The sequence below is a fragment of the Ligilactobacillus sp. genome, assembly GCF_036846325.1.
Lineage (GTDB): Bacteria > Bacillota > Bacilli > Lactobacillales > Lactobacillaceae > Ligilactobacillus.
In genome coordinates, this window is the sequence record NZ_DAIUCE010000162.1 from 1 (window position 1) to 2,676 (window position 2,676).

2 protein-coding genes are annotated in these 2,676 nt (G+C 45.3%); both read left to right on the forward strand.

All coding sequences use genetic code 11. The features are described from left to right. Positions 1-456: 456 nt before the first annotated feature. Positions 457-1,215 carry a gamma-glutamyl-gamma-aminobutyrate hydrolase family protein gene (locus tag V7Z60_RS09705; RefSeq protein WP_334117610.1) on the forward strand — a complete coding sequence of 253 codons (759 nt, stop codon included), beginning with the start codon at positions 457-459 and terminating at the stop codon, positions 1,213-1,215. A gap of 126 nt (positions 1,216-1,341) precedes the next feature. Next, positions 1,342-2,313, forward strand: a complete 972-nt coding sequence (locus V7Z60_RS09710; protein ID WP_334117611.1) for a helix-turn-helix domain-containing protein — start codon at positions 1,342-1,344, stop codon at positions 2,311-2,313. Positions 2,314-2,676: the final 363 nt, after the last annotated feature.

The following is a 2,676-nucleotide window of genomic DNA, read 5'->3' on the forward strand; positions in this document are numbered from 1 at the left end:
TTTCACATACAGTTCTGATTATTGCAGTTCAACTTGCAGCATCATTTGCAGTCTGGCTTCTTTTCATGCTGTATTATCGCAGGGAAGCAAGACTTATGAATAAGAGAATTCAGGAGTTGAAAAAGGCTTCTAAGAAAAATCCATAGGCTGGGTTCAAGTCTTCGGTGATTAGTCTGGAATCGTCGGATATTTTTTGGAGCCTTGTCAATGCCAGTGTCATGTTTTCCGGATATCTGCTTAAGAAGATTCTTTCAATGAGAAATAAAACATGATATCTTGGAGATGTTGGAAGCATTTGGTGAGAAGGGCAGATTTTGCACTCGATGCAGCAGGGACGGTTTTTCGGATTATTTCCCGGATTACAGGGTAAGAAGGGGGAATAAGCAATACCTGATGCCAGGCTGATGAGTTGTCCGAAGAATGCCTGCTTCCCGGATGAAACGAGGGGGATGCATAATGAAAAAACCAGTAATAGGAATTACATGCAACTATGATTATAAAGATGAGGTCGGAATGGTGTCTGATATGGGAACACCCGGCCAGGACTGGAATTTTGTTGCCGGAGACTATGTTTACATATTGGAAAAAGCCGGGGCGATACCGGTTGTAATTCCGCAGTATGAAAACCCTGAAGACGTCAAGGCGATTCTGGAGTGCCTGGATGGGGTCGTCATCACCGGCGGCCATGACGTCGATCCAGTCTGTTATGGCGAATTTCCCAAGGAATACTGTGGCAGGGTCATGCCGAAAAGAGACAGACAGGATATTGAGATTGCAAAGCATTTTCTGTTTGAAAAAAAGCGGCCGGTTTTGGGAATATGCCGGGGGATTCAGATCGTAAACGTTGCCTGCGGCGGAACTCTGTACCAGGATCTTGTCAGGGAAGGAGGCTTTGAAAGTCATTCCGGAAGCAGGTATCCGCGCAATGAGGGCTGGCATCGAGTCGATTTTGAACCGCAGGGCCGCTTTGCGGATATCTTCGGGAAGAACAGCGTCATGGTCAATTCGTTTCACCATCAGGGTATGAAAAAGCCCGGGGAAGGATGCATGATTGAGGGACGTTCCTCGGACGGCGTTCCCGAGGCAATTGAAGTGAAGGATCATCCGTTTGCCCTGGCCGTCCAGTGGCATCCTGAGATGATGTTTGATTCTGACGAGCAGCTGAAACTTGTCCGGGCATTCGTCGATGCTGCGGCATTATTTCCCGGGAAATAGTGGAAATGATGCTGGAAAATACAGTGATGCAACTGATGGTTGACAAATTTCCAGGGAAAGTTGGTAGTCTCAAACAGGGGATTTTGCTAAATTTGAGTCATGCTTGATTAAAAAGGAGTGTTGGAAATGAGTTTAGCTGAAAAGATAGCGATGCTTCGCAGAAGACATGGATGGTCCCAGGAAGATCTTGCTGAAAGACTGGGTGTCAGCAGACAGTCTGTTTCAAAGTATGAAGGTGCGCAGTCCGTACCTGATTTGAACAGAATAGTGAGAATGTCCGAGATCTTCGGAGTAAGCACTGATTATTTGCTGAAGGATGATGGTGATGGGAACGGTGATTTTTCCTCTGATACGGAAAAGGTTGTCGGAGAGATCGTGATTACACGGGAGATGGCTGACGAGTTTCTTCTTATAAGGGAACGGACCGTGAAGTTGAGGGCACTTGCCATGATGCTGTTTGTCTGGTCTCCTGCCTTCTTCATCTTCTTCCATTCATTCGGATGCAGAAATCCGTATCATGTCTTTAATGAGGACTATGCCTCAATGACAGGTCTTGTTGTCCTGCTGCTCATGGTTGCTGTCGGGATTTTACTTAATTCGTACTGCAGTTTCAAGGAGAAGGAATATGATTTTCTGAAAAGGGAACCGTGTCATTCTTCCTTTGCCGTTTCTGAAATGATACGGCAGAAAAGAGAGGAGGCTGGGAATACGGCAGTCAGAATGAACGTTGCATCGATTGTCATGTTCTTCGCAGCACCGGTTCCGCTGCTTGTTTCGTCTCTCCGGGACACTGACTTTATGGAAAATCTCGCCGTAAGCCTGCTGCTTATGGTGGTTGGAGCGGGAGTCTTTCTGAGAAGTTTTTCTTCGGGAACCGTTGAAACGCTCGACATGCTCGCCGGACTTAAACATGCTGAAAAAGAGGATGATGACGGCGATGTCGGTTTTCGTCATGTCTACTGGGGGATTGTCTTCAGCGTCTGCTTAGTGTACAGCTGGATTTCCGGAAACTGGGAGGAAGGCGGACTCATCTTCATTATTGCCTGGGGGGTTCGTCCTGCCTTCAGTGCATTATGCAGCTATTTTGCCAATAGATGAAGCGAAGCGCCTCGTTCCGTGATTTTTGGTTCAGGCGCTTTTTTCGTATCTGAGTGGAAAAATGAATTTAATTTCAAAAAAGTGTTGACGCACCCGTTTTTGCATGTTATGATTATCAAGTTGTCACGTTGATGACAGCAAACAGCATTTAAAAAATTGTTGTTGACATCTGTTTGAAAAGATGCGATAATAATTTGGTCGGCAAAACATTTTGCTGGAGCTTTTCAAAAAAACATTTGAAAAAAGTTCTTGACAAAGTGGTTTGTTGATGATAAACTTAAGAAGTCGCAACAAGCGACTTATGAAACAGATCTTTGAAAACTGAACAAAGTTTCGATAAGCAAATGTGCAGGGTTTCCTGTT